General features: G+C 74.4%; 19 protein-coding genes and 1 pseudogene. 6 read left to right on the top strand and 14 right to left on the bottom strand.

The features are described from left to right. Positions 1 to 70 precede the first annotated feature (70 nt). Positions 71 to 718 carry a hypothetical protein gene (locus ACIBIW_RS06565; RefSeq protein WP_399332606.1) on the bottom strand — a complete coding sequence of 216 codons (648 nt, stop codon included), beginning with the start codon at positions 716 to 718 and terminating at the stop codon, positions 71 to 73. Continuing rightward, positions 715 to 1,959: a hypothetical protein gene (locus tag ACIBIW_RS06560; RefSeq protein ID WP_399332604.1), complete on the bottom strand. Its 1,245-nt coding sequence runs from the start codon at positions 1,957 to 1,959 to the stop codon at positions 715 to 717. The genes ACIBIW_RS06565 and ACIBIW_RS06560 overlap by 4 nt, the downstream gene beginning before the upstream one ends. 69 nt (positions 1,960 to 2,028) lie before the next feature. On the opposite strand from ACIBIW_RS06560, the gene ACIBIW_RS06555 reads away from it, so the two are divergent. The 4 genes from ACIBIW_RS06555 (at position 2,029) to ACIBIW_RS06540 (ending at position 9,770) form a co-directional block, all read left to right on the top strand. Then, a complete protein-coding gene (locus tag ACIBIW_RS06555) occupies positions 2,029 to 2,574 on the top strand; it encodes a hypothetical protein (protein ID WP_399332602.1) in 546 nt (181 codons plus the stop codon). A gap of 985 nt (positions 2,575 to 3,559) precedes the next feature. After that, positions 3,560 to 3,709 carry a hypothetical protein gene (locus tag ACIBIW_RS06550; protein ID WP_399332600.1) on the top strand — a complete coding sequence of 50 codons (150 nt, stop codon included), beginning with the start codon at positions 3,560 to 3,562 and terminating at the stop codon, positions 3,707 to 3,709. Positions 3,710 to 3,854: 145 nt separating this feature from the next. Continuing rightward, positions 3,855 to 6,134, top strand: coding sequence for a glycoside hydrolase family 9 protein (locus tag ACIBIW_RS06545; protein ID WP_399332935.1), 2,280 nt, complete (start codon positions 3,855 to 3,857; stop codon positions 6,132 to 6,134). 402 nt (positions 6,135 to 6,536) lie between these two features. Next, the gene (locus tag ACIBIW_RS06540) at positions 6,537 to 9,770 is read left to right on the top strand and encodes a tetratricopeptide repeat protein (RefSeq protein ID WP_399332598.1); all 3,234 of its coding nucleotides are present in this window, start codon (positions 6,537 to 6,539) and stop codon (positions 9,768 to 9,770) included. 315 nt (positions 9,771 to 10,085) lie between these two features. Here ACIBIW_RS06540 and ACIBIW_RS06535 read toward each other — a convergent pair whose 3' ends face one another. Together ACIBIW_RS06535 and ACIBIW_RS06530 are read right to left on the bottom strand one after the other, a co-directional pair. Next, positions 10,086 to 12,689: a tetratricopeptide repeat protein gene (locus tag ACIBIW_RS06535; RefSeq protein ID WP_399332596.1), complete on the bottom strand. Its 2,604-nt coding sequence runs from the start codon at positions 12,687 to 12,689 to the stop codon at positions 10,086 to 10,088. Between the two features lie 249 nt (positions 12,690 to 12,938). Beyond that, positions 12,939 to 13,775 (bottom strand): undecaprenyl-diphosphate phosphatase, encoded by an 837-nt coding sequence (locus ACIBIW_RS06530; protein ID WP_399332594.1) that lies wholly within the window; start codon positions 13,773 to 13,775, stop codon positions 12,939 to 12,941. A 272-nt stretch (positions 13,776 to 14,047) separates the two neighbouring features. Between ACIBIW_RS06530 and ACIBIW_RS06525 the strand changes: the two genes are divergently transcribed. Beyond that, positions 14,048 to 15,982 (top strand): NAD-binding protein, encoded by a 1,935-nt coding sequence (locus tag ACIBIW_RS06525; protein ID WP_399332933.1) that lies wholly within the window; start codon positions 14,048 to 14,050, stop codon positions 15,980 to 15,982. Between the two features lie 106 nt (positions 15,983 to 16,088). Here ACIBIW_RS06525 and ACIBIW_RS06520 read toward each other — a convergent pair whose 3' ends face one another. The 4 genes from ACIBIW_RS06520 to ACIBIW_RS06505 all read right to left on the bottom strand — a co-directional run bounded on the left by ACIBIW_RS06520 (position 16,089) and on the right by ACIBIW_RS06505 (position 20,205). Next, positions 16,089 to 16,832 carry a hypothetical protein gene (locus tag ACIBIW_RS06520; RefSeq protein WP_399332592.1) on the bottom strand — a complete coding sequence of 248 codons (744 nt, stop codon included), beginning with the start codon at positions 16,830 to 16,832 and terminating at the stop codon, positions 16,089 to 16,091. 26 nt (positions 16,833 to 16,858) lie between these two features. After that, positions 16,859 to 18,766, bottom strand: a complete 1,908-nt coding sequence (locus tag ACIBIW_RS06515; protein WP_399332931.1) for an ABC transporter permease — start codon at positions 18,764 to 18,766, stop codon at positions 16,859 to 16,861. Between the two features lie 128 nt (positions 18,767 to 18,894). Beyond that, complete coding sequence (gene modA, locus ACIBIW_RS06510; RefSeq protein WP_399332590.1) at positions 18,895 to 19,713, bottom strand: molybdate ABC transporter substrate-binding protein; 819 nt, start codon at positions 19,711 to 19,713, stop codon at positions 18,895 to 18,897. Positions 19,714 to 19,806: 93 nt separating this feature from the next. Continuing rightward, entirely contained in the window at positions 19,807 to 20,205 is a 399-nt protein-coding gene (locus ACIBIW_RS06505; protein ID WP_399332588.1) for a molybdopterin-binding protein, read from the bottom strand. Between the two features lie 402 nt (positions 20,206 to 20,607). On the opposite strand from ACIBIW_RS06505, the pseudogene ACIBIW_RS06500 reads away from it, so the two are divergent. After that, a pseudogene (locus ACIBIW_RS06500) lies at positions 20,608 to 20,892 on the top strand (chaplin); the annotation flags it as partial. Between the two features lie 223 nt (positions 20,893 to 21,115). Here the strand turns inward: ACIBIW_RS06500 and ACIBIW_RS06495 are convergent. The 6 genes from ACIBIW_RS06495 to ACIBIW_RS06470 form a co-directional block, all read right to left on the bottom strand. Then, positions 21,116 to 21,793, bottom strand: coding sequence for a vitamin K epoxide reductase family protein (locus tag ACIBIW_RS06495; protein ID WP_399332586.1), 678 nt, complete (start codon positions 21,791 to 21,793; stop codon positions 21,116 to 21,118). 9 nt (positions 21,794 to 21,802) lie between these two features. After that, positions 21,803 to 22,327 carry a DUF5949 family protein gene (locus tag ACIBIW_RS06490; protein ID WP_399332584.1) on the bottom strand — a complete coding sequence of 175 codons (525 nt, stop codon included), beginning with the start codon at positions 22,325 to 22,327 and terminating at the stop codon, positions 21,803 to 21,805. A 171-nt stretch (positions 22,328 to 22,498) separates the two neighbouring features. Further along, entirely contained in the window at positions 22,499 to 22,780 is a 282-nt protein-coding gene (locus tag ACIBIW_RS06485; RefSeq protein ID WP_399332582.1) for a hypothetical protein, read from the bottom strand. A gap of 165 nt (positions 22,781 to 22,945) precedes the next feature. Next, entirely contained in the window at positions 22,946 to 23,614 is a 669-nt protein-coding gene (locus tag ACIBIW_RS06480; RefSeq protein ID WP_399332580.1) for a hypothetical protein, read from the bottom strand. Between the two features lie 279 nt (positions 23,615 to 23,893). Continuing rightward, positions 23,894 to 24,133 (bottom strand): chaplin, encoded by a 240-nt coding sequence (locus ACIBIW_RS06475; protein ID WP_399332578.1) that lies wholly within the window; start codon positions 24,131 to 24,133, stop codon positions 23,894 to 23,896. Positions 24,134 to 24,371: 238 nt separating this feature from the next. Then, positions 24,372 to 24,899: a chaplin gene (locus tag ACIBIW_RS06470; RefSeq protein ID WP_399332576.1), complete on the bottom strand. Its 528-nt coding sequence runs from the start codon at positions 24,897 to 24,899 to the stop codon at positions 24,372 to 24,374. Between the last annotated feature and the right edge of the window lie 613 nt (positions 24,900 to 25,512).

Raw genomic sequence — 25,512 nt, 5'->3', positions numbered from 1 at the left:
CCCCCCCCGCCCGCGTGGGGGGGGGGGGGCGCCCCCCCCCCCCCCCCCCCCCCCCCCACCGCTCCACGGCTCAGCCCCTGGGTACCACCACCTTCCTTACCCCACGGACGTCGTGTCCCGCCACCGCCCAGCCGTGCAGGCAGGACGGCAGCAGGGCGTGCCGGGGGCCCGACGGGATGACGTGCACTCCCCGGCGGTGTGCCACCGCCCAGCCGCCGGTGGCGAGGGGCGCCGCCGCGAGCAGGGCCCCCGGGTTCCGGGAGAGCAGCCGCACGGCGGTGCGGGAGGCCGCTCCGTAGGGACGGAGGACGGTGTCGACGAGGACGTCGGCGCAAGCCACCCACATGGCTTCGGCCCGAGGCTCCCGGAGGACCTCGGCCCACGGCTCCCACGGGGCTTCCGGTTGCGCCGCGCGCTCCCCCGCAGCGGTCGCCGTGTCGGGCCGCAGCGGCCGGACCGGCCGTACCGGTCGGACCGGTCGGCCCACCAGCACCGCCAGGTGTTCGTCCGCGGCGCGGTGCGGTCCCTGCGCCTCGCGCTCCCGGGGTGCCCGGTGCGGTGCGCAGGGGGCGCTCGCATGGGCGAGTACGCCGTACGCACCGTGCCGGGTCAGCAGCCGGGCGGCCAGTACGGGTCCTGGACCCGCGGTCCTGGCCGCGGCGAGGAGGGCCGTGTCCGTGGCCCCTGCCAGCAGCCGTACGGCCACGGCCCATCTCATGCCGACTCCTCCCACACCCCGGCGCTGCCCCCGGGCGGGGACGGCGGTGGCAGCGGTGCCGGGGCGGGTTCGTGCGCGAGCCTGGGGATGCCGAGCAGCTCGTAGAGAAGTCGGCGCATGCCGCGCGCGAAGCCACCGGGGTGGGAGGTGAGCCGGGCCGCGATGGCCGCGTAGTCCGACCTGCGGTAGTCGGAGGCCGCGTACGAGAGCTGCTCGGCGAGCGGGCGCACAGGGGAGAGTTCGGGCGCGGTCCTCGCGAGTGTGGCCGCGGGAGAGGCCGGGTTGATCTCCTCCCTGGGCGAACTCGCCAGCAGGATGGGCGCGTTGGTGAGCGTTCCGTAGACCGTCACGGAGCCGTGGTCGCCGATGATGTGGTCGGACGCGATCAGCCACGGCCGCCAGTCGTCCCCCGGCGGGATCAGCGCCACACCGCGCCTGCGCGCCTCCGCCAGCCAGCTCCGCATCTGCCAGTGGCCGTGCCCCGACCAGACGTTGGGGTGGACGAGTATCGCCGTGCGGTAGTGGTCGCCGCGCAACTCCGTTGTCAGACGCGGCAGAAGCGCGTCGATCCTGCCGAACGAGGAGTGCCTGCCCCAGGTCGACACCACCGTCACCAATTCCTGCCCGGCCGAAACACCAAGCGCCCTGCGGTAGTTGGCGCGCAGCGGAAGGTTGTCGGTGATGCGGTCGTAGACCGGGTCGCCGATGACCCGCGCCACCGGCAGCGCCTCGGGGCAGGTGCGGGCCAGCTCCCGCAACTCGGCGCGGTGCGGCAGTACGAGCGCCGCGGGAAGCGTCCTGCCGTCCGGCATCACGTCCCGCCTGCGCAGCCCCGCGACGCCGTACTCGGCGGGCCCCGCCTCGGTGATCCGCTTCAGGTACGCGGCCCCGTGCGACAGCGCGACCAGCGGGGCGCTGATCTCCGACACACCGCCGGGACCCGCCGCGAGCGCGAGGTCGAACGTCATGCGCTTCGCCGACTCCCAGGGCACCACCGGCAGGCCGAGGCGGTGCAGGAACCTGGGCACCTCGGTGCCGAAGACATGCGGGGGCGTGGTGCACAGCACCTGGATGCGGAAGTCGCCCTCAAGCAGGTCGAGCACCTCGACGATCCGCTTGAGGTAGGTGAGGGTGTGCACGATGGCCAGCACCCGCTTCCCGCCGACCATCGTGAGCCACTCCCGGCCACCGGAACCGCCTCCGGCGCCCGCGCCGCCCCGGCCGCCGACTGCGACAGGCACCGTGCCGACCGCCGCGGCGCGCCTGTGGCACGGGCCGCCCTCGCCGCGCCCGCCGGTCCTCACGGGCCCGTGGACACCGTCACGGCGCCGCGCGGGGCCGCCGCCCGGACGGCCCCCACGCCGCCCGCGCCGCCCGCGACCACCACGCCGCTCACGCCGCTCGGGCTGCTCACGCCGCTCCCGACTCCAGGGCCGGTGCGGCCGGTGAGTCCGGGCAGCCTGGTCGGACTGGTCCGGCTGGCCGGACTCGTCGACTTGGCCGGACTCATCGGCTTGGCCGATCTGGTCGAGTTGATCGGGCTGGTCCGGCTGGTCGAGGTGATCGCTCTGGTTCCCCTGTCCCCCCTGGTCCTGCTGATTCGCCTGCGTCAACCGGCCCGGCTGGTCAGACCGGTTCGACCGGCCCGGCTGGTCAGACCGGTTCGACCGGCCCGGCTGGTCAGACCGGTTCGACCGGTCCGGCTGGTCAAGCCGGTTCGACTGGTCCGGCTGGCCCGGCTGGTCAGGCCGGTCCGGCTGGCTCGACGGCCTCAACTGGCTCGACGGGCTCAACCGATCCACCCGGCCCGGCTGATCCACCCGGCCCGGCTGATCCACCCGGCCCGGCTGATCTGACTGGCCGGGCTGCCCCGGCCGGTCCTGTGCCGCGGGCCCTTCCGTCCGTTTGTTTGCCCTGTCTGCGATGAACATGAATTCCCCCCGTGTTCCCTGCGCTCCCCGAATTAACTGAATTCCCCGTGTTCCCCGCGGTCTCCGTGCTTTCCGCGTCCCCCACGCTCGCCCTGCTCCCGGTGTTCGTACTTCCGGTGCCTGCCGAGGTCCGTCCGTCTTTCGGTCCGCTCCCCTGCCGCTGTAGGTTTCGCCTGTCGGTGCCAGTGCGGTGGCGATGCTCCGGATGGTGCGTGGTGCGCCTGCCGCCTGTGGGTTCAGGGCCGTCCGGTTCTGACGAACGGCCGGTGGTCCTTCTTTCCCCGGGATGTACGCGTTCTGGATCACGTGCCTTCCGCTCACTGCCGTCCACGACCGGCGCCGTGGAACTCCGCTGTGAGGGAGGTCCCCATCCGAACCGTCAAAGCCCTGGCAGAAACCTGGAAGTTGCCTTGCAAAAACCTTGCACCTCCGAAAGCGCGGGGATTACGCGCCGGGCGGCGCCACCGAAAGGGGAATTCGGGCCCGCGGCGAGAGGCGGGAATCGGGTCGGCCGGTGAGGCGAACGGGACGACGGATTAGGGCACTACGCGGAACCAAGCGGAACTGCGCGATCCGAAGCCCGCGCCCCACCTTCCGACCCACCCCACGGAACCCACCCCACCCCACCCCCGCCCGTCGGCACCTCCGTCGAACCCCTCCCAGGCAGGCCCGCTGATTCCCGCGAAACAGCAAGCCGCTCCCGGCCCGCAATCCCCGCTATCCGAAACACCCCATCCGCATAACGGTGTCGACGTCTCACGAAGGTGAAAGTCCGGCCCTCTCCGATGTCTTGACGCCGCTTCGGGTGGGCCGCGAGGATGCCTCATGGGAGCGCTCCCACTACCCCCAACGCGTGGGGCGCTCCCGTCGAGAGGTCATTTCGCAACCCCCACGACGAAAGGACCCAACCATGGAGAACTCGTCGCATCCGCGCCGCCGCAGGCGGCGTATCGCGGGAATCTCCCTCACCTTCCGCGTGGACGACGTCTCCCTGACGGACAGCGGCGGAGGCACCGACGTCGGCACCACGACCGGCGGCACCACCGCGGGCCAGGCGTAACCGCGCCCCGTCGCCGCCCCGCGCGAGCCCCGCCCCATCCCCCCTCCCCCAGCCCCACATCCGGAAGGACTGAGCCGTGACCGGATCTCCGAGTCATGAGCCGCGCGCCCCGCACCACACGCGACGCGGCAGATCCACGTTCCGTATATCCGCCGCGATAGCCGCGGCTGCCCTGGTCGCCGCGGCGCTCTCGGGTTCCGCCGCGGCCGCGGACGACGCGCAGGGCAAGGCCGCCGCGGGCCCCGAACTCGTCCAGAACGGGGACTTCGAAAGCGGTGCCACCGCCCCCTGGTGGTGGACGGAGAACACCCCCGCGGCCGTCGTCGACGGGCGGCTCTGCGCGGACGTCCCCGCCGGGACCGCCAACCCCTGGGACGCCATCATCGGCCAGGACGCGCTGCCGCTGACCGCGGGCGAGACCTACGCGCTCACCTACACCGCGACCGCCACCACCCCCGTCACCATCACCACCAACGTGCAGCAGGCCGCGGAGCCGTACACCCAGTACTTCACCTCCGCCGACCAACTCACCGACGAGCCGCAGACGTTCGAGCAGACCTTCACCGCGTCCACGGACGACGACGTCGCGCAGCTCGCGTTCCAGATCGGCGGCAGCGACGACGCGTACACCTTCTGCGTGGACGACATCTCGCTGACCGGCGGCGCCGAGATCCCCCCGTACGACCCGGACACCGGCTCCCCGGTCCGCGTCAACCAGGTCGGCTACCTCACCGAAGGACCGAAGAAGGGCGTCTACGTCACCGCCGCCGCCGACGGCAGGACCTGGACGCTGAACGACGCGGACGGCGCCGAGGTCGCCACCGGCACCACCACGCCCGCGGGTGAGGACGCCTCGTCGGCGCAGACCGTGCAGACCTTCGACTTCGGCGACGTCACCACGCCAGGCGAGGGCTACACGGTGACGATCGGCGACGACACCAGCGAGCCGTTCGCCATCGGCGACGACGTGTTCGGGTCGCTGCGCACCGACGCGCTCCAGTACTTCTACGCCAACCGCAGCGGCATCGCGATCGACGGCGACCTGATCGGCGACGCGTACGCGCGCCCCGCGGGCCACCTCAACGTCGCGCCGAACACCGGCGACGACGACGTGCCCTGCGTCGACGACTCGTGCGACTACACACTGGACGCGGCGGGCGGCTGGTACGACGCGGGCGACCAGGGCAAGTACGTCGTCAACGGCGGTATCGCCACGGCCCAGTTGCTGTCGGCGTACGAGCGCACCCGGTACGCGGGGAACACCCGGGACGGCGCGCTCGGGGACGGCGCGCTGCGCGTGCCGGAGCGGGGCAACGGCACCCCCGACATCCTCGACGAGGCCCGCTGGGAGCTGGAGTTCCTGCTGTCGATGCAGGTGCCCGCGGGCGAGGAACTGGCCGGAATGGCGCACCACAAGCTGCACGACGCCCAGTGGACCGCGCTGCCGACCCAGCCGCAGGACGACGACCAGCCGCGTGAGCTGCACCCGCCGTCCACCGCCGCCACGCTGAACCTCGCCGCCGCTGCCGCCCAAGGCGCCCGCCTCTTCGAGGACTTCGACGCGGACTTCGCCGACAAGCTCCTGGCGTCGGCGCGCACCGCGTACGAGGCGGCGCTCGCGCACCCCGACATCTACGCTCCCGCGACGGACTCCGTGGGCGGCGGCGCGTACAACGACAACGACGTCACCGACGAGTTCTACTGGGCCGCCGCCGAGTTGTACCTGACGACCGGTGAGAACACTTACCGGGACGCGGTGTTGGACTCGCCGCTCGACCCCGGGGACGTCTTCCCCGCCGACGGCTTCTCCTGGGGCTCCACGGCGGCGCTCGGCGCGCTCGACCTGGCGACGGTGCCGAGCGGCCTCACCGACGGGCAGCTCGCGGACGTCCGCGGCCTGGTCACGGACGCCGCGGACGGCTACGCCGAGGACGCGGCGGCCTGCGCCTACGGGGTGCCGTACGCGCCCAAGGGCGGTGCGTACGTGTGGGGTTCCAACAGCCAGGTGCTCAACAACGCGGTGGTGCTCGCCACCGCCGCCGACCTGACCGGCGAGGCGAAGTACCGCGACGCGGTGCTCGGGGCGGTGAACTACGTGCTCGGCGACAACCCGATGAACCAGTCGTACGTCACCGGGCACGGGTCGCGCTTCTCGCAGAACCAGCACAACCGCATCTTCGCCAACGAGTTGGACCCCGACCTGCCGCACCCGCCGGACGGTTCGATGGCGGGCGGGCCCGACTCCGGCCTTGAGGACCCGACGGCCGAGGCGAAGTTGCAGGGCTGCGCGCCCGCGATGTGCTACATCGACGACATCCAGTCGTTCTCCACCAACGAGGTGGCCATCAACTGGAACGCGCCGCTGGCCTGGATCGCCTCGTACGCGGACGACCTGGGCGCGAGCGGGACGGCCGCGGGCCAGTAGCAGGAGTCGGCGCCCGACCGCCCGGGACCTGCGGTCCGGCGCCGACGGACAGCCCCGCCCCCAGGTCGCGCGAGCGGCCCCGGGGCGGGCCCGGGAACGGACGGCCGGGGCGGCCCGTGGGGGGACGCCTCGGCCGTCCCTGCATGCCATGCCGGACCGCACCGGCCCGGCAGGACGGCCGCCGCGGCCCCGCCGCCACCGCTGAATCCGGCCAGTTCCTGGCCGTGGGAGTGACGCCCCTGGTGAGGATGTCTTTCTCCATGCCTCAATAGAAAACGAAATAGCGCGCTCGGAAATGCGCCGATGCACTGCTCATTGACGCACTGACGTATCGAAACTGACGTACCGAAACTGACGTAGCGAAAACGACAGTCATGTGAACCAGCGGGAGGTGGGGCGCTGGTGGACTTCCTGTTACTCGGTCCGGTGGGGCTCAGGGTGGACGGGCACGCGCACCGGGTGGCGTCGGACATGCGGCGCCGACTGGTCGCGGCCCTGGCGTTGCGTGCCGGACGGCCCGTGACCCGGGACGAGTTGATCGAGTGCCTGTGGGACGACGCGCCCGCCACCGCGCGCGAGTCCCTGTACACGTATGTGTCGCGCATGCGCACCCAGTTGCGGGAGACCGCGCTCGCCGCGCGCACCGCGGCGCCGGTGCCCGAGATCGCCAGCGGCTCGCACACCTATGTGCTGCGGGCCGACCCGGACACCGTGGACGTGCACCGCTTCCGCCGCCTGCGCGACCGCGCCCAGAGCGCGGCCGCCAGGGGTGACGACGCGGCGGCGCTGGCCCTGTTCGCGGAGGCCGGTGCGCTGTGGCGGGGCGAGGCGCTGGCGGGCCTGGCGGGGCTGTGGGCCGCGCGCACCCGTGCCGCCCTCGAAGAGGAACGGGTGGCCGTCGCGGCGGAGGCCGGGGCCGCGTCGCTGCGGCGCGGCCGCTTCGCCCCGCTGGTCGCGGACCTCCTCCCGCTGCTCGACCGGCACCCCACCGACGAGACGCTCGCGGCCTGTCTGCTGCTCGCGTACCACGGCAGTGGCCGCCACACCGACGCGCTGCGGCTGTTCCAGCGGATCAACAAGCAGCTCAGGGACGAACAGGGCGCCCGCCCCGGCACCCTCCTCTCCCGGCTCCACGAGGGCATACTCGCCGACCGCCCGGCCGCCGACCTGGTGCGGGAGGCGCTGGGGGCGAGCGGGGAGCGGGCGCCACGGCGGCAGGGCGCGGGCCAGGACTCCGGCGCGGACGCGCGGCGTCCGGGCGGCGCACAGGCGCAGGACCCCGCCGACGACACCAGGGCCGCCCCCGAAGTCCCCGCTACGAACGGCCACTTCGCGCCCGCGGAGCAGGCCGCCCCCGAGGTCCCTGCGCTCCCGGTCCCGCGCATGCTGCCCCGGGTCACCACCCTGGTGGGGCGCGCGGACGAGATGCGCCGTCTGGAGGAGCTGGTCGGACCCGCCGTCGACGACGGGGTCTCCCTGGTGTCCATCGGCACGGTCTCCGCGATGGCGGGGGCGGGCAAGACCACCCTGGCGGTGAGCTTCGCCGACCGCTGTTCCGCGCACTTCACGGCGGGGTGCCTCTTCCTGAACCTGCGGGGCCACTCCGCGACCCAGGAGCCGATGGGGGCGCACGACGCGCTCGTCTTCCTGCTGCGCTCGCTCGGCGTCCCCCCGGACACCGTCCCGGGCGACGTCGACGGGGCCGCCGCGCTCTGGCGGTCGGTCGTGGCGGACCGCCGCACCGTGATCGTCCTCGACGACGCCGCCGACACCGCCCAGGTGCTGCCGCTGCTCCCCGGGACCTCCAACTCCCTTGTGATCATCACGAGTCGGCGCCAACTGGACGGGCTCCCGGACGCCCTGACCCTGCTGCTCGAAGCGCTGCCGCCGGACGACGCCGTGGTGATGTTCAGGAACATCGCCGGTGCGGCGAGGACGCGGGACACCGCGCTGGTCACCAGGATCGTCGGCCTCTGCGGGCATCTGCCGCTGGCGATCGAGCTGGCCGCGACGCGCTTCAGGCACCGCGCCGCCTGGACGCTGAACACCCTGCACGGCCGGCTCGCGCGCGTCCCCGGACGGCTCGACCTCCTGCGCACCCAGGGCGGCGAGTTCGGGGTGGCGCGGGCGTTCTCGCTGTCGTACCGCACCCTGACCCGGCCGGGCAGGCGGGCCTTCCGCCTTCTCAGCATGCATCCGGGCACCGCCCTGTCGGCCGACTCCGCGGCCGCGCTGCTCGGTGTGCCGCTCCCGGAGGCGGAGGACCTGCTGGAGGAGTTGCTGTCGTCGTCCCTGATGCAGGAGCAGGAGGAGGAGCGCTACACCTACCACGACCTGCTGCACGAGTACGCCCGCTCGCTGACCGTCGAGAAGGACGACGAGGCGGAACGGGCCGCGGCGATGGCGCGGTTGACGGTGTTCTACGTCGGCGCGGCCCAGGCGGCCGACGCGCTGGCCCACCCGCACCGGCTGGAACCCGCGGTGCCCTACGAGCCGGTCCCTGACCGTCTGCCCTTCCCTGCCACGCCCGAGGGCGCGGCGGCCTGGCTGGCGGCGGAGCGCGAGGCCCTGCTGGGCGTGGAGGAGCGGGCGCGGGAGCACGGGGCCCCCGAACTGGCCGCGGTGCTCGGGCAGTTCCTCGTGACGTTCCTCGACGAGCAGTGCCACTGGGGCGACGGGCTGCGGGTGGCGACCGCGTCGGCAGGGCACTGGCGCGCGGTGGGCCACCGGCGCGCCCTGTGCCGCTCGCTGCTGGCGCTGAGCGCGGCGCACGCGCAGTTCGGGGACTACGGACTCGCGCTCGACACCCTGGACGAGGCGCTGGCGCTGGCCCGGGAGTCCTCCGACACCGCCGCGGAGGCCGAGAGCCTGGAGACCCGGGGAACGCTCCAGTGGTACGCGGGCGCGCACCACGAGGCGCTGACGTCCTTCGAGACCGCGCTCGCGTTCCTCAGGAGCGTCGGCGACGACAGGGGGACGCTCCGCGTCAGGGGAAACATGGGCGTGTGCCATCTCCACCTGGGCGACTACTCCCAGGCCAAGGCGGAGTTCCACGTGGTGGGGGCGCGGTTGCGCGCGATCGGCGACCACACCCGCCTCGGACGGCTGCTCGTCAACGAGGGAAACCTCCATATGCGCACCCGGCGCCCTGACCTGGCGCGCCGGAACTTCGAAGAGGCCATCGAACTCATCGGGCCCGCCGGGAACCACCACGATCTGGCCATCGCCTATGCGAACTTGGCGGAATCGTGCGTGGAGAGCGGGGACGCGGCGACGGCGCTCTCCCTCTACCGCACGTCGATGCCCGTGCTTCAGGCCCTGTCCGACCGGCGGGGGCAGGCCGACGCGCTCAACGGCATCGGCCGCTCCCACACCCGGCTCGGGCAGTACGAGGACGCCCTGTCGTGCCATGCGGCGGCCCTCGACATCGCGCAGGGCATCGGCGCGGCACGCGAGGAGGAGATGGCGCACCGCGGCATCGGGGAGAGCAAACTCGCCATGGGCGAGGCGGAGTCGGCGGTGGACCACCTCAGGCGCGCCGTGGACGTCGCGGAGCGGATGGGCGACCCCTACGAGAGCGCGATCGCGCGGGAGGCGCTGGCCAGGGCGCTGGCCGCGGTGGAGACGCAGCAGTAGGAGGCGGAACCTTTCCGCGAACTCGGTGGGCTGTCAAGCGGTTTCGGATGAGACTACTGTGCATCTTGCGGCAGTTTGACAGCCCTGTGGCGGGACTGCCACGATCATGACTCGTCCTATCATCTGCTTGACGTCGGAGACGAGTTCCAGCACGTGCTCGCACGAATCGCCCAGGTAGTGGTCGTTCTCTTGGGGCTCATGCTCTTCGGAGCATCCCCCGCATCGGCCATCTGCCTGAAGATGTAGCCCCACCCCCCTCCGTCCCGCCGACCCACCGGCGGGACGAACTCCCCAGCGCTGCTCCGACTCCCCGGTTCAGGGAGAGTCGGCGGCGCCCGCCGCCCGGATCTTCTCCCCCACCCGCGCCGCGTCGGCGGTGTTGCTGAGCGTGAGGAGTGCGAGGCAGGTGCGGTAGTGGGTGACGGCCGCCGGTGTGTCGCCCGCGGCGAGGTCCGCGTCGCCCAGCCACTCCAGAGTCAGCGCCCGCCAACGGGGTTGGCCCGTGGGGCCGAACTCGCCCAGCGCCCTGTGCAGTTCGGCGCGGCCCTGCCCGACCGCGCCCGCGGCGGTTCTGGCGCGGCCGAGGAACGCCAGCGCGCGGGCCGCGTCATAGGGGTCCGGAACGGCGGCGAGGGTGGCGCGGGCGGCGGCGAAGTGCGGGACCGCGTCCCCGGGACGGCCCCCGGCGAGGGCGATCTCGCCCAGGACGATGCCGGAGAGCGCGACACCGCGCGGGTAACCGCACTCCGTCCAGAGGCGTACGGCCTCCCGCAGGCTCGCCACGGCGGCCCCGGTGCGGCCCGCGTCCCAGTGGCAGGTGCCGAGGCCGTGCAGGGCCTGGCCCTCGTCCCTGGTGTCGCCCGCCGCCCTGGCCGCGGTGCGCGCGGCCTCGTACCACGCGGCGGCCCGCTCCACCCGGCCCACGGCGCGCAGCCCGATGGCGCCCGAGGTCAGCATGCGCCGCTCGGCGTCGAGCCTGCGGGGGTGGCGGGAGGCGCGGGCCGCGGCAAGTCCCGTCTCGTGCGCCTCGATCCACAGGTCGTGGTGGCCGAGCCTGAGGAAGAGCGGCCAGCAGGCGGCCACCAACTGCCAGCAGGTGTCGTGCCAGCCGCTCGCCGCCGCGGCCCGTACGCACGCCAGCAGACCGAGGCGGTGCTCCGCGAGCCAGCGCAGCGCCCCCGGGTCGTCGTCGAAGGGCGGCGGCTGCCGCGGCGGATGGCGGAACTCGACGGGCAGCACGGCCGTCACCGGGGTCAGCCGCCTCGCGGCGGCGGCCGCCGCGTACAGGTGCCAGTCGCAGACGCGGCGCAGCGCCTCCTCGGCCGGGCCCCGCGGGTCGTCGGCGGCCAGCGCCCTGGCGTGCTCGCGTACGAGGTCGTGGAACCGGTAGCCGTCGGGCTCGGGCCCCTCGTCCTCCAGCAGGCCCGCCTCCGCCAGTTCGTCGAGGAGCCGTTCGCCCTCGGCCGGGGGCAGCGCGCAGGCCGCCGCCGCGAGCCGGGCGTCGAAGCGGGGCACGGGCAGCGGGCCGAGGGTGCGGTAGAGGAGCGCGGTGTCGGCGGGAAGGGCGGCGTAGGAGGCGTCGAGGGCGCCGCGTACCGCCGCCCGGCCGTCGAGGCGCAGCGCGTCGAGCGGCCCTGGGCCGTGCGCCAGGGCGTCGGCCGCCGCGGCGATGGAGTGCCGCGGATGGGCGGCCAGGCGGGAGGCGGCCAGACAGATCGCGAGCGGCAGCCGCCCGCAGAGGTCGACGAGACGGCGGGCGTCACCGGCCTCACGCTCGGTACGGCGGCGGCCCGCGCCGCGGGCCAGCACCTCAAGCGCCGCGTCGGGGCTGAGCAGCCCGAGCCGGTGGAAGCGCGCACCGTCCATCCCCAGCGCGGTGAGACGGTTCCTGCTGGTCACGACGGTCACGGTGGTGTCGCCGCCGGGCAGCAGGGGGCGTATCTGGGCCGCCGAGAGCGCGTCGTCGAGGAGGAGCGCCATGCGCCGTCCGTCGGTCATGGAGCGCCACAGCGACATCTGCTCGGCCGGTTCCGCGGGCACCGGGGCCGCGCCGAGGCCCCGCAGGAACTGGGCCAGGATCTCGGTGGGCGCCGCGGGCGCCGCCGGGGCGGTGGCGGGGCCGCGCAGGTCGGCGTACATCTGGCCGTCGGGGAAGCGCACGCGCAGCAGGTGCAGCCAGGCCGCGGCCATGGTCGTCTTGCCGACGCCCGGGGCCCCGGTCACCACGAGGAGCAGGGGCGCGCCGGGCCGCGCGCTGTCGAGCAGCCGGTCGAGCCGGTCGAGATCGGCCGGCCGCTCGACGAAGTGGCCGGGCACGGGCGGCAGTTGGCGGGGCACCCGGTGCGGCGCCGGGGCGGGGGCCGCGTGCAGGTGGATGGAGCCGTGCACGGCGTGCGTCTGGAGCGTGGGACCGAGGACGTGGGCGCCACCGCCGATGGTGTTGCCGGGGGCGGGGGCGGCCTGCGCGGCCTGCGCGGGCGGCTCGGCCGCCGCGGGGGCCTCGGTCCGTGCGGGCGGCTCGGTCTGTACGGGCGGCTCGGTCTGTACGGGCGGCTCGGTCTGTACGGGTACCTGTGGTGTGTCCAGTCGTACGGGCGCCGGTGGCGGGTCAAGGCGGGAGTGGGCGAGGCGGGCGAGGGCGGCGGCAAGTGCGGGGTGTTCCGCGGCGAGGCGGGCCAGGGCCGCGGCGACCTCCGCGAGGGCCCCTGGCGCGCCCGGTTCGCGCAGGGCGCGCTGCCAGAGGGCGCGCAGGCCGACGCCGCCGCTCTCCGCTGCCGCCTCGGCCTCGATCAGGGCGGTGAGGGGGTCGGGCGGGGGCACCGGAGCCGTGTCCCACGGGCGGGCCGAGTGGGCGGGCCCGGGGGTGGTGGCGGCGAGCGTGACGAGGGCAAGTAACTCCGCGTAGGACACCGTCGCCATCCCAGGCCCGCCTTCCCCCCGTGACCGAGCACGCCCCGCGCGGTCGCTGCCGCTTCTGGCTCCTACCCGCCGGGCGGGCACCCCGACCGTGCCGCGCCCGGACGGTACGGAACCGGCGGCGCGAAGTGGCGGCACGGAGCGGCGGAACGGAGCGGGCGGTAAGGGGCGGGCGGTAAGGGGCCCGGAAGGCACGGACCCCCGCCGTGCAGACCCGGTGGCACGGGCCGTACGGCGGGGGCGGGGCGCGGGTCAGGCTTCGAGCACCCCGGTGCCGAGGAGGCCGAAGAGGAGGGCGCCGATGAGGATGCGGTAGAGCACGAACGAGTTGAACGAGTGCCGCTCGACGAACCGGAGCAGCCAGGCGATGGACGCGTACGCCACCAGGAACGACACCAGGGTCCCCACGGCGAGCGGCAGCGCGGACACCCCGCCGCCGACCGCGTCCTTCAGCTCGTAGAGACCGGCGCCGGTCAGCGCGGGCAGGCCGAGGAAGAAGGAGAGCCGGGTCACGGCGACCCGGTCGAGGTCGAGCACGAGGCCCGTCGACATGGTGGCGCCCGAGCGGGAGAAGCCGGGGAAGAGCAGGGCGAGGATCTGCGAGGTGCCGACGAGCATGGCGTCCTTGAACGAGGTGTCGTCCTCACCGCGCTTGTGGCGCCCCATCTGGTCCGCGGCCCACATCACCCCGCTGCCCACGATCAGCGACCCCGCCACCACCCACAACGACGCCAGCGGCCCCTCGATCAGCGGCTTCGCGGCGAGCCCGACCACCACGATGGGGATGGTGGCGTAGATCACCCACCAGGTGAACTTGTAGTCGTGGTGGTAGCGCTCCTGCCGGTTGACCAGACCGCGGCCCCAGGCGCTGACGAACCGCACGATGTCCTTGAAGAAGTACACGAGCACGGCGGCGATGGCCCCCACCTGGATCACCGCGGTGAAGGCGACCACCGACTTGTCGTCCACCGGGATGTCCATCAGCCCCTCGGTGATCTTCAAGTGCCCGGTGGAGGAGACCGGCAGGAACTCGGTGACCCCCTCCACGACGCCGAGTACCACGGCCTGACCGATGCTGATGGCGCTCAAGTGTTCCGTCCTCACAGATGTCGGATGGAGGCCGACTCTACTCGGCGCGGGGATATGGGGGGTGTCAGCGGGGGCGCAGCGGGGTAACGGACCCCCGCCGCACGGCGCCGTACCCCCTCGCCGCACCCCCGCTCCCCCGGCCTCCCCCACCCCCGCGAACACGCGTGCCCCGGTGCGGACTTGGATCAGCGGGAAGCGCCCGGCATGCTCGTGGGGTGGCTCTTCTTCCGCAGCAGTCCCCCCAGCCCCCCGCCCCCGGCTCCCCCGGGCACCTGATCGTCTGCGGTGACGACACCCTGGCGCACCGCCTCGCCGGAGAGCTGCGGGGGGTGTACGGGCAGCGCGTCACGCTCGTCGTACCGGAGTCGGCGCCGGGGACCATCAGCATGCCGGGGGCCGCGCGCACCAGGGCGGCGGTGATGCTGGGGCGGCTCTCGGCGGTGGTGTCGCGCGCCGCGGGCCAGGGCGGCGGGGCGGCCGCGCCGCCGGGGGACGACGACGGGATCGCGCTGCTTGAGACGTCCGAGCTGACCGACGAGGTGCTGCTGAACGCGGGCGTCGCGAGCGCCCCCGCGCTGGCGCTCGTCTATGACGACGACGAGACCAACATCCGCGCCGCCCTCGCCGCGCGCCGGGTCAACCCCCGGCTCCGCCTGGTGATCCGCCTCTACAACCGGCGCCTCGGCCAGCACCTCACCCAGCTCCTCGACCAGGCCGCCCTGCTCGCCGGCTCCGTCCCCGACCTGACACCGGCGTCCGGCACCCCGGTGAGGCTGGGCGGCACACCGACCGGCGGGCTGCCGCTCACCACCTCCGCCGTACACCTGGACTCGTCCACGACGGTGCTGTACGACGCCGACACTGCGGCACCCGCGCTCGCCGCGGCCGCGGTGGCCGGCTCGACGAAGGTCGTGGGCGCCGGGGGCCTGCTGCTGCGCGCCGTCGAGGTTGGCCCTGGGGCGCGGGGGCAGCGGGGTCCTGGGGCGGCCACGCTGGCGCTGACGTCGGCGACCGCCTCCGACCCCGCGGGCTCCGAGGGCTCGGACGACAGCGGCACGGAGGCGCCCGAGCTGCTGCCGGACGAGGAGGCGGTGGCCGCGGCGGGCGGCAGGGGCCGGATCGTGCTGGACACGGTGTCCTACTCGGGCCCTGTGCTGCCGCTGCGCAGGCTCGCGCTCGGCTACCTGGTGTCGCGCAGGCTGCGCTGGTCCTTCACGGCGGTGGTGGCGCTGGTCCTGGCGCTGGTGGTGACGTCGATGCTGACCACAGGGGACCGTCCGCTGCACGCCCTCTATCTGACGCTGCTCGACCTGCTGGCCATCAACGACCCGGCGGTCGGCGAGCAGCACAGCCGCCAGGTGTTGCAGATGGTGGCCGGGGTGCTGGGCCTGCTGCTGCTCCCGGTGCTGGTGGCCGCGGTGCTGGAGGCGCTGGGCACGTTCCGCAGCGGTGGCGCGGTGCGGCGCCCGCCGCGGGGGCTTTCGGGGCATGTGGTGCTGCTGGGGCTCGGCAAGATCGGCAGCAGGGTGCTGGTGCAGCTACGGGAGCTGGACATCCCGGTGGTCTGCGTGGAGACCGACCAGAACGCCCGCGGTATCGCGGTGGCGCGGCGGCTGCGGGTGCCCGTGGTGCTCGGGGACGTCACGGAGGAGGGCGTCCTGGAGGCCGCGAAGATCCAGCGGGCGACCTCGCTGCTCGCGCTGACCAGCGTCGACTCCACCAATCTGGAGGCCGCGCTGTACGGGCGCTCGATCCGGCCCGACCTGCGGGTGGTGCTGCGGCTGTACGACGACCCCTTCGCGGGGGCCGTGTACCGGACGCTGCGCACCGCGTACCCCCGGGCGCTGACCCGTATCCGCAGCGTGTCCCAGCTCGCGGCGCCCGCGTTCGCGGCGGCGATGGTGGGGCGGCAGATCCTGGGGGCGGTGCCGGTGGAGCGGCGGGTGCTGCTGTTCGCGGCGGTGGACGTGGCGGGGCACGCCCAGTTGGAGGGGCGGACGGTGGCGGACGCGTTCCGGCCGGGGCACTGGCGGATCGTGGCGCTCGGCGGGGACGAGGGGCAGGACGGCAGGCCGCCGGAGCCGCCGATCCTGGTCGGCGAGCTGCCGTCGACGCGGGTGCTGGGCCCCGAGGACCGGGTGATCATCGCGGCGACCCGGCGCGGCATCGCGGACTTCATGCACGCGGACGCGCGACGGCCTCAGTAGCGGGGGGCCGCGCTACGGCGGCCAATGTCATGCGCGCGACGCGCGCGGCGGCCGCTGCAACGAGGGCCCGCTCCGCCGCCCTCCCGCGCCTCCCCCGAGGCGCCCCTCACCCCGTCCCCAGGTGCCCCGCCGGAATCACCCGTTCCACCACCGCCTTCGGGTCCTGGGCGACCGCGACGGGTACGACCAGGTTCCAGCGGAACGCGAGGCGCTTCGCGGTGGTGGCGGCGGCCCCGGCGACCCGGGTGCGGGCCAGGGCGAGCGCCGCGGAGACCAGGGGGCGCAGCGGGCCGCGGCCCCTGAGGGTGATGCCGCAGGACAGCTCCCAGGCACCGGAGTCGGTGGTCTGGGGCACCACGCGCACGATGAGCACCGCGAACCTGTGGCGGACGGTGGCCCGCAGCGGCGCCCGCGCGACATCGCCTCCCGCGGCGGCCTTCCACCAGCCGGTGAGGTCGAGGACGGCGTCGCCCGTGATCCGTACGCCCCCGGCGCGTGCGCGTATCCGCAGCCTGGCCTCGGCGGGGGCGGCGACGCTGCGCAGTTCCAGATCGAGGCCGAGGGCACCGCCGCCGTCCGCGTAGCCGAGCCGCACGGCGCCCTCGCGGTCCCACTGGCGGACGGTGAGCCGCGCGGTGGCGCCGTCCTCGGTGAGCCCGTACTGGGCGCCGGGGCGCAGGTGCCGTCCGTGGGTGAGGAGGACGTCGGGCACGGGCTCGCCGCCCGCGAACCGCACCGTGGGCCCCTCCGCCCTGGTCGCGGAGGCGGTGTCGTGGACGACGGCGAGCAGCCGTGTGAACCAGGCGCGTGGCACGGCTTCGAGGGTGACGGTGTGCGCGACGAAGACCATGGTGTGAGCATGCCCAGGCGGGCCGCTCAACTCGCCACGAGAGCGATCTCGGTGGCCTTTACGCTCATATGGACCCGGCTGCCGTCGCCGATGCCGAGTTCCGCGGCGGCCTGCGGGGTGATCTCCGCGATCAGGTCGGGGGTGTGCTCGGAGGTGACGAGCACCCGCAGCCTGCTGCCGACGGCGGTCACCTCGCGCACGGTGCCAGGCCACACGTTGCGGGGGCTGCCCGCGGGGCGCTCCCGGTGCAGGGCGACGGCCTCGGGCGCGATGATCGCGAGGGCGGGGGCGCCGGGCGCGGGGGCGGGCCCGTCGGGGGCGGCGACCACGGTGGTTCCGGTGGCGTCGAGGCGCAGCCCCCCTGCGGTGGCGGTGCCTGGCCAGGCGTTGCGGCCGAGCATCCTGGCGACCCAGGGCGAGCGGGGGTGGCGGGCGACCTCGGTGGGGGGCGCGTCCTGGAGTACCCGGCCGTGGTCGAGTACGAGGACCCGGTCGGCGAGCGAGACGGCCTCGACGGGGTCGTGGGTGACGATGAGGCAGACGCCGGGGAAGCCCGCGAGATGGGTGCGCAGGGTGTGTCTGACCTGGGCGCGGGTGGTCTGGTCGAGGGCTGCGAGCGGTTCGTCGAGGAGCAGCAGCCTGGGGCGGGCGGCGAGCGCCCTGGCGAGCGCGACGCGCTGCGCCTGCCCGCCGGAGAGCTGTGCGGGCTTGCGGTGGCCGAGGTTGCCGACGCCGAGCCGGTCGAGCCAGCCCTGGGCGGCCCTGCGGGCCTCGGCGCGCGGCACACCGTGCGCGCGCAGCCCGTACGCGGTGTTGCCGAGGGCGGACAGGTGCGGGAACAGGGCGCCGTCCTGGGGCACCCAGGCGACCTCGCGGCGGTGCGGTGGCGCGGTGGTGACGTCGGCGTCGCCGAGGCGGAGTTCGGCGTGGGCGCGGTGGGTGAGGCCGAGCAGGGCGCGCAGCAGGGTGGTCTTGCCCGCGCCGTTGGGCCCGACGACGGCGATGGTGGTGCCCGCGTCCGCAGTGAGGACGAACTCGTCGAAGCCGGTGATCCCGGCGTGCAGCGAGGCGCCGCCCGCCGCGGGGGCGGGCGCGGGCTCCGGCTCAGCGGGGAGGGCGGCGGCGGGCTCGGCGCCGGGGGCTGCCGCCTCGTGGACGCGGCGGCGGCCGCGGGGCTGGCCCGTCCATCTGCCGCGCATCCCGACCAGTACGGCCATCGCGATGACGAGCAGCAGCAGCGAGGCCGAGGTGGCGGCCTCGGGGTCGTCCTGGAGGAGCAGGTAGACCTGGAGCGGCAGGGTCTGGGTGGTGCCGGGGAGGTTGCCCGCGAAGGTGATGGTGGCGCCGAACTCGCCGAGCGCGCGGGCCCAGGTCAGCGCGGCCCCGGCGGCGAGGCCGGGGGCGACCATCGGCACCGTGACGGTGAAGAACACCCGTACCGGCGACGCCCCGAGGGACGCGGCGGTCTCCTCGTGGCGCGGGCCGAGCCCGGCGAGCGCCCCTTCCAGACTGATCACGAGGAACGGCATGGCGACGAAGGCCGCGGCGACGACCGCGCCCGAGGTGTGGAAGGGCAGGGTGACGCCGAACCAGTCCTCAAGGAGCGGCCCGAGCACGCCCCTGCGCCCGAAGCTGAGCAGCAGGGCGACGCCGCCGACGGTGGGCGGCAGCACCATCGGCAGCAGGACGAGGGAGCGCACGACCGGCTTGCCGGGGAATTCGGTCCTGGCGAGTATCCAGGCGAGCGGCACCCCGAGGACCAGGGAGAGCGCGAGCGCCCAGAGGGACACCACGAGGGAGAGCCGCAGCGCCTGGAGGGACTCGTGGCTGGTGAGGTCCTGGCCGAGCCCGTGCCAGGAGGTCCTGGCGAGGATGCCGACGAGCGGCAGCAGCAGGAACGCGACCGCGATCAGCGCGGGCACGGCGAGCGTCAGCGGCGCCCTGGTCCTGGGGCGTCTGCGGCGGGGGGCGGGCCCGGGGGCCGTGCCCCCGGGCCCGCCCTGACCCGCCGCGCCGCCGCCCGCCGCGCTGTCGGTGCCGTCGGCGGTGCGGGACTTCGGTGTCACGGCTGCTGGAACCCGGCGTCCGTCATGATCTTGAGGGCTTCGGCGGAGGCCAGCCACTTCACGAAGGCGGCGGCGGCCTCGGCGTGCGAGGAGTCCTTGAGGGAGGCGGCCGGGTACGCGGCGATGGCGTTCTGCGCGTCGGGGATGTCGATGGCGTCGACCTTGTCGGGGGCGGTGGCGGCGTCGGTCTTGTAGACGATGCCGGCGTCGGCCTCGCCGAGTTCGACCTTGCTGAGGACCTGGCGGACGTTGGTCTCCTGGGAGACCGGCTTGACCTTCAGGTGCTGCTTGTCGAGCACCTGCTTGCTGTAGTTGCCGACGGGCACCTCGGGCGCGGCGAGCACGACCTTCAGCTTGGAGTCGGTGAGGTCCTTGAGGCTGGCGACCTTCTGCGGGTTGCCGTCGCGTACGACGATCACCAGGCGGTTCTTGGCGATGACCGTCGGCTTGTTCACGTCGGAGGCGAGGCCGTCCATGGTCTTGGTGTCGGCGGTGACCAGCGCGTCGGCGGGCGAGCCCTGCTTGACCTGGGCGGCCAGCTCCTGGGACCCGGCGAAGGAGAACCTGACCTTGGTGCCCGGGTTCTCCTTCTCGTACTGCTTGCCCGCGGCGTTGAAGACGTCGGTGAGGGAGGAGGCGGCGAGCACGGTGAGGTCGGCCTTGGGCGGTGCCCCGGCGTCCTTGGTCGAGCCGCCCGAGCTGCTCTTCGCGGAGCCGCCGTCGCTGTCGTCGTCGCCGCAGGCGGCGAGCGGGACCAGCAGGGCGGCCGTGAGCAGCGCGGCGGCGGCGCGGCGCGGGGTGAGGGTGGTCGGCATGGCTCGTGAACTCCTCGGCAGCGGCGGAATCTGACGGTCGTACGGGCGCACGGGCAGCGGCGGCGCGGCCTCGCGGCCCATGCCCCGGGTGGATCAGGTGCGGTCGATGTGCACGTTGGTCGCCTTGACCCTGGCCGTCGCCTCCATGCCGACTTCGAGGCCCAGCTCCTCGACCGCCTCGCGGGTGAGGAGGGAGACGAGACGGTGCGGTCCCGCCTGGATCTCGACCTGGGCGGCGACGTCGCCGAGCCGCACGGCGGTGACGATCCCGGGGAACGCGTTGCGCACGGAGGTGTACGAGGGCTCGTAGTCCTCCGTGGCGGTCTGCTGGCCGAGCCGGACGGAGAACGCGGCCAGGTCGCGGCCGTCGATCATGCGCCGCCCGCCGTCCTCGCGGCGGGTGGCCATGCGGCCCGCGTCAGCCCAGCGCCGTGCGGTGTCGGGACTGACTCCGAGCAGACGCGCGGCCTGGCCAATGGTGTACGACGGCATACGCGACAACATAGGCGGCAAAATCTTGCATCTGCAAGCTTCTTGTAGGAACAACGCAGCAGATGAGACACCGCGGGCCGGTCCTTGGAGGATCATCCAGGGCGGCGGGCCGTACGCGGACCTGCCGCCGGGACGCGGCGGGGCGGCGGGCCGGGACCGCCGGAGGGGGCGCGCCGCGCCACTGCCGGGCGGGGGACGCCCCCGCGAGGGCCGTTCGGCGGTCACTCGATGTACGCGCGTCACCCGGTTTGCCTACACACACGTGTTATGCCGTTACTCACCGTGGGATGTGGCGTTGAACGGGGCGTGCCGACGTGATCACGGTCGCCCGGCTCAGCCCCTGTCAGGTTTCAGTCCTGTCCCGTGTCGACCCTCATCGACCACACCCCCAAGGAGTTAGTGATGTCTCGCATCGCGAAGGCCGCCGTCATCGCGGCCGGTACGGGTGCCATGGTGCTCGGAGGTGCCTCGCTGGCGCTCGCCGACGCCGGTGCCGGAGCCGCCGCCGTCGGTTCCCCGGGCCTCATCTCCGGCAACGCCGTGCAGGTCCCGATCCACGTGCCGGTCAACCTGTGCGGCAACACCGTGGACATCATCGCGCTGCTGAACCCGGCGTTCGGCAACACCTGCGCCAACGTGGACGGGGGCAAGGGCCACGGCCATGGCCACGGTCACGGCCACGGCCACGACGCCAAGCAGGCCCCGCAGGCGCAGGCCGACCGCGGCGCCTCGGCGAAGTCCGCGCCGCAGGCCGCGCAGCAGGCCCCGCAGCAGCAGAGCGGCAGCCCGCTGGGGATGCTCGGCCTCGGCTGAGCCCCGCCCGGCGTCAAAGACCCCGCGGGCGGTGCGGGGACCCTCGGGTCCCGCACCGCCCGCGGGGTCTTTCGTGTGCCGTACGGACCGCGCGCGTTCACCCCGTCCAGAAGTCCCACCAGCGGGTGAGGACGGCCATGCCGATCAAGCCGATGTGGAGCACCGGCGCGGTCCAGGCGAACTCGCTGAACAGGGTGCGCAGCGGCCGGGGCGCGGGCAGGAAGCCGCGGCGGACGCTGTACGCGGTGGTGTACCAGAACAGGGTGGTGGTGGCGACCCAGGCGAGGCAGCACCACAGGCAGAGCGCGTTGATCCGGTACAGGGACTGGAACTGGAGCCAGGTGCAGAAGCCGACGCCGAAGAGGGTGCCAACGTTGAAGGTGAGCCAGTACCAGCGCGGCGGCCTCGCCCCGGCGAGCAGCCCCGCGCCGACGCAGACCACCACCGCGTAGCAGGCGATGCCGAGCATCGGGTTGGGGAAGCCGAACACCGACGCCTGGGCGCTCTTCATGACGCTGCCGCAGGCGACCACCGGGTTGATGCTGCACCCGGGGCTGAAGTCGGGGTCCCGCAGCAGCGCGAACTCGTCGAGGGTGATCACCCAGGAGGGCAGCAGACCGGCCGCCCCGGTGATCACGAGGAGCAGCGCGAGCCCGCGCGGCACGCGCCCCTCCCCGGTGTCCCCGCCCGTGGCGGCGCCGCCCGCGGCTTCGGGGGCGCGGCGGGGGGCGGGGGGCGCGGTGTGCCGTCCGTGGGGTGTGGTCCTGGTGTCCATGACGGCCCCTCAGGAACGCAGGGTGGTGACGGGGACCAGGCAGTGCGCCGAGGCGTTCAGGGTCTCCTCGGAGCCGACGTACGCCTGGAGCGCCTCGGCGGTGACCGGGGTGCCGGGACTGCCCTCGGGCCAGGGCAGCGTGGAGAAGATGAAGCTGGCGTGGCCGCGCTGGCGCACGGCGGTAAGCCACTCGGGGGGCACGGGGCACTGGGCGTTGAGGTGGCGCATGGTCACCACCGCCTGGCCCGCCTCCACCAGCAGGGTGACGGGGAGGCCCGGCTGCTGGGTGCCGTCGACGACGGGGCCGCCGACGGGGAGGCCGACGCTGTGCAGCAGGGCGGCGACGGCGACGGCCGAGCCGTGCGGGCCGCCGTGCCCGTCGCCGAGCGAATAGGCGAGCAGGAACGGCATCTGGCCGCCGTCCGCGGGGTGGTCGCCGCTCCAGGGGATGACGACGAGGGTGCCGAGGTCGGCCGCACGCAGCGGTCCTGCGGGGGGAGTTGAGGTGCCGGGGGAACCTGAGATGGGGGTCATCGCAGCACCGTAGCGACATACCCGTACGTTACGGGACCAACCGTCACCCGTGTGGGGGACCCGAGGTGAGCCGTCACACGAAGGGCCCCGGCGCCCCGAACCGGCGTTCGGCGGGGGCGTGTCCGCGGTGCCGGTGGCGGACAGGCCCCCGTGCGCCGGGCCGCGGGTGGGTCAGCGGCCGAGGGGGAGGCCGCCGAGGAGGGGGGCGAGGGCGCCGCCGCTCTCGTTCAGGGACCTGGTGGCGTGCGACAGCGCGTTGAGCGCGGTGCCCTCCCGCTCGGTGTCGAGGGCGTTGGTGCTGACCGGCTCGGGGTTGCGCAGGCCCTCGCGGAGCAGGGTGTCGACGCCGCCGTTGAGGCTTGAGGGGGTCACGTCGGAGGCGAAGGCGGGGGCCGCGGCGCCGGCCGCCGCCAGTGAGCCCGCGAGGACGGCGGCGACCTTGAGGGACTTCATGGGGGTTCCTTTCGTGGTGCTTCCGGGGCGCTCGGCGGCGTGCCGCCTGCCGTGGACAACGACCGGGAGGCGCCGGGGAAACCCCATGGCCCGGGAAAGCCCACGGGCGCGCGCCGCGCCGCGCGCCCGTGGGGCGTACGGCGCGGCGCGCGGGGGCGGCGGCGGTCAGCCGCGGTGGTCCGGGCGCGCGGAGGTGGGGTCGGGAAGGGTGTGGACGTCGGTGCTGGGCGCCTCGGGCAGGCCCTGGAGGCTGGTGCGGGGCATGCCGTCGGCGGCGAGGGTGGCGGCCATCAGGTCGACCTGGCCCTGGACGAGCTGCGCCACCCGCTCCTTGACGGTCTTCTCGGAGCCGCCGCGGGCGGCCTCGATGAGGCGGTCGGCGCGGCTCTGCAACGTGGTCAGGGCCTCGCCGCGCGGGTCGGGGGCGGCGGCGCGCGGCGACTTGGCCTCGTCGGCGCCGTAGCGGGCGGGCAGGGTGTGGGCGTCCTGGATGCCCGCGGACTTCGGCCCCGACTCGGAGCCGCGCTGGGCGTCGCCGATGGCGTGCCGTACGGCGTCGGAGTGCGTCTGCGCCTCCTGGGTGCCGAGCTGTCCGCCGGCGGCTCCGGTCACCGCCTCGATGAGGTCGGAGATCGCGCCGAGCACGCCCCCGGTGTCGCCGAGGGTCGTGGCCTGGTGGAGCAGGGCCTCGGTTCCTGCGACGGGGGCGGCGGCGTTCGGCCTCGCCGGGCCTGGGGCGCCGTTCTCGGCGGCGGCGAGGGGTGCGGCTCCTCCGAGGAGGAGCGCGGCGCAGGCCGCCGAGATGACGAGGCGCCGTACGGGCAGTTGACGCATGGGGGTGTCCCTTCCGGTGGTGCGTCGGGTCTTTCGCTCACCGTGGGATCGGCGGTCGCGGTGCGCAACCGATCCACTGCGTCAGGTCACGGCCACGGCTCGTGGCGGGGTCTGTTTCACCAGGTGGGCCGGGGTGCCCCGGGGCGGCGCAGCCGCGGCGGGCGGCTCCGCCCATCCGGGGCACGCGGGGGGCCGTTCGGGCAGCGCGGGCCCGGGACGGCGAACGGCGGCCGCCCTCCGTGCCGGGAGGGGGCCGCCGCGCGCGGTACTGAGGGAACGTCAGGCGTTCACGCAGGTGTTGCCGAACGCGGGGTTCAGCAGACCGACGACGTCGACGGTGTTGCCGCAGACGTTCAGCGGGATGTGAACGGGGACCTGGACGATGTTGCCCGACAGGACACCGGGGGAACCGATGGCGGCCCCCTGCGCGCCGGCGTCGGCGGAAGCGACGCCAGCGGCACCGGCCACAGCGGCGGCGGCAACGGTGGACAGAACAAATGCCTTCGCGGTACGCGACATGAAGAAGGACTCCTCGGTCGTTCGATGACTTGCCGGATCACAACACCCGGCTCATGGTTAACGCCGCCGTCGGCCATCGGTTGTGCCCCGTACGGGTGACTTCGTACGAACACGCCCGAACAGCGGGGCGCTTCGGCGGCGCAGCGGTGCGTGTGCGCCCCGGCCGGGAGGTTCGTGCGCCCCCCGGCCGGGGCGGGGTCGGGCGGATGGCGGTCCGCTCCGGCCCCGTGGGCGCGGGTCAGCCGCGGGCGGCGGCCCTGCCCCTGCGGTAGAGCAGCCCGCCGCCGAGCAGCAGGACGCCGCTGAGCGCGGCGGCGACCGCGGTGGCGGGGCTGCCGCCGGTCTCGGCGAGCGCGGCGGGCGCGGGCAGCGTCCTGGCCTGCTGGACGGGCGGCGCGGGGTGGTGCACCGGGGGCGCCGGGGGCTCCTCGCGCGGGGGCGCGGGCGGGGGCGTGTGGTGCTTGGGCGGCTTGTGGTGCTCCGGCGGCTTGGGCGGCGCCGGGTGGGACGGCGGGGGCGCGTCCTCGTTGGCGCAGTTGTTGCCGAACGCCGGGTTCAGCAGACCGACGACGTCGACGGTGTTGCCGCAGGCGTTCACCGGGACGTGGACCGGGGCCTGCACGGCGTTGCCCGACAGCAGGCCGGGTGAGTTGGCCGTGACTGCGCCGGCGCCGGCGTCGGCGAACGCGTGGGCGCCGGGCAGGGACAGGATGCCCGTCGCGGCCGCGGCCGCCGTGAGCATTCCCTTACTGAGGGCCTGTCGCATGTGGTTGTCTTCCTGCTCGCGGTTGGAGTGCCGCCGGGGCCCGCGCCCCGGGACGGCGGTGACACAGCCTGGTTGGCTGGTACGGGTACTGCGGCGGCCGCCGATGGCGGCGGCCCGTGGGGGGCGGGGCCACGTTGCAACGGGTCCCGGGACCGGAGCCCGGCGGACGGGTGCTCTCCCCCGCCGCGGGTTCCGGGAGGGGCCGGGAGGCGGGCGGGCCGTCACACGAGGGGGGAGGGCGGCCCGCGGCTGCGGCCGGTTTCCTGATAACGACCACTATCGAAGGAAGGAAACCCGGAAAGGGTTCCGGCGCCCGACATTCACCCGACCGGCCGACAGTCACCCGATCGACGGGATCGAGGTGAAGATCCCGGGGAGAAACGGCACAGGGCCGGTGCGTCGTGTCGATGTTCCCTGGTCGGGGGCCTCGCGTCCGCCCCGCGAACCGTGGCAGGGGTGCCGCGCGCCAGCGCCGCCGGGGCGGGAAACACCGTACGAGAAGGGTGCGTGTGTTCGGGCCCCTTCGGGGGTCGGCTCCGGTCCGGACATCGGGGCGGCGGAGGGAATGCGCGGGGTTGCAGGGGGTGCATGGGGGTGCACGGCGTTGCATGGG

This window comes from Streptomyces sp. NPDC050560 (assembly GCF_044457285.1).
In the GTDB taxonomy this organism is placed as follows: Bacteria; Actinomycetota; Actinomycetes; order Streptomycetales; family Streptomycetaceae; genus Streptomyces.
This window is presented reverse-complemented; position numbering and strand designations above follow the sequence as displayed.